This window comes from Mesobacillus sp. (assembly GCF_049588175.1).
Taxonomy (GTDB): Bacteria; Bacillota; Bacilli; order Bacillales; family Cytobacillaceae; genus Mesobacillus.
On the sequence record NZ_JBAVFI010000231.1, the window covers coordinates 1 to 1,636 of the forward strand.

Genomic DNA, 1,636 nt, shown 5'->3' on the forward strand with positions numbered 1-1,636 from the left:
CTCCTGCGGGGTCTCACCTGTCCAACTGCACCCGCAGGAGTCTTCGCGCCTTCCACTACAATCAACAGGGTTTAAAATCAACATTCAGCTTTAACAGAGCCAAAGGAAAATAACTTTAAGTTTAAAAACATGCTAAAAGAGGGAAAAATACCGTCATTACCAATACATCATAGAAACAGGAGTGGCAAATGAATGAAAAAAGGATTAGGAATTATTATTGGTTTGTTAGTCATAGTCGGTATTTTTATCATGATGGGAGTAGGCAGCTATAACAGCTTCGTAAGCGAAGAGGAAAATGTTAACCAGGCATATGCTCAGGTTGAGAACCAGCTTCAAAGACGACTCGACCTTATCCCGAACCTTGTTAATACTGTGAAGGGCTATGCTGCACATGAAAAAGAAGTGATTCAATCGATTTCAGATGCGAGAGCACGGTTAGCCGGAGCTAAAACACCCGAAGATCAGGCAACTGCAAACGCAGAGCTATCTGGTGCTTTAAGCCGATTGCTGGTAGTTGTTGAGAATTATCCAAACCTAAAAGCAGACAAACAGTTTACTCAATTGATGGACGAGCTTGCTGGCACGGAGAACAGACTGGCAGTGGCCAGAAAAGATTATAATGATCAAGTAGCCGTGTACAACAAGAAAGTCAAGCAATTCCCAGGTGCCATTGTTGCAAGCATTACCGGTTTTGACGAGAAAGAATACTTCAAAGCGGACCCTAGGGCCCAAGAAGCTCCTTCGGTTGATTTTGGAGGCTGACCATGAGCCATAGAAGATTCTCCGGATTAGCGGCAATAATTGGCATCCTGCTGTTGCTGCTTCCGGCCGGAGCAATCGCGGCACCAAATGAAATTCCGGTACCTGTTGGGGACATCTATGTCCAGGACTTTGCGAATATCTTAAATGAAAATGAAGAAATCCAGATGCGTAACATAGGAAGGTCAGTAGAAGACCAAACAACATCCCAAATTGCTGTTCTTACAGTCGATACTATCGGTGATACAAGCATTGAAGAATACTCGGTTGAGGCTTATCGCAAATACGGTCTCGGCACTGAAAAGGACAATAACGGAGTTCTGCTCGTACTGGCGATTAAAGAGAAGAAAATCAGGATTGAAGTTGGTTATGGTCTCGAAGGAACGATACCTGATGGCAAAGCAGGAAGAATTCTTGATGAATACGCCATCCCTCACCTAAAAAATGGACAGCCAAATCTAGCGATAATGAATACGTACCATGCGCTTGCAAACGAAGTGTCAGGCATAAACGAGTTCGGGAAGGCCACTCAACAACATCAGCAACAAGAGCAGGGTTTCCCAATCCCAACCTGGCTGCTGATCATTATAATCATCGGTGTTGTAGTACTCGATTTTATGTTTTTTGGAGGCACTCTAACCTATTTGCTCCTTTCAATTGTTTCTAGAGGCGGCGGCGGCGGCGGTGGTGGCCCTCGCGGAGGGGGCGGCGGATCTTCCGGCGGCGGCGGAGCAAGCCGTGGCTGGTAGCAAGGATTCACTATTAACGCACATCCGTCGTTTTGCTTCAGAGAAAACGAAAAAAATTGTATTAAGGCATACTAAAAACACCAGAAAACGAATTCTGGTGTTTTATTATTATAAGGCTCTGTTAAAGA

The 1,636-nt window shown here is 44.7% G+C and carries 2 protein-coding genes; both read left to right on the forward strand.

The genetic code is table 11. The annotated features are described in order from the left end of the window. Positions 1 to 192 precede the first annotated feature (192 nt). A complete protein-coding gene (locus WB217_RS05725; RefSeq protein WP_423991497.1) occupies positions 193 to 762 on the forward strand; it encodes a LemA family protein in 570 nt (189 codons plus the stop codon). A gap of 2 nt (positions 763 to 764) precedes the next feature. Beyond that, positions 765 to 1,508, forward strand: a complete 744-nt coding sequence (locus WB217_RS05730; RefSeq protein ID WP_423991499.1) for a TPM domain-containing protein — start codon at positions 765 to 767, stop codon at positions 1,506 to 1,508. The last annotated feature ends 128 nt before the right edge of the window (positions 1,509 to 1,636 follow it).

What these genes read in the sequence shown, in the direction of transcription:
- WB217_RS05725 (WP_423991497.1), top strand. Translation starts at nt 193, where the DNA reads ATGAAAAAAGGATTAGGAATTATTATTGGTTTGTTAGTCATAGTCGGT.
- WB217_RS05730 (WP_423991499.1), top strand. Translation starts at nt 765, where the DNA reads ATGAGCCATAGAAGATTCTCCGGATTAGCGGCAATAATTGGCATCCTG.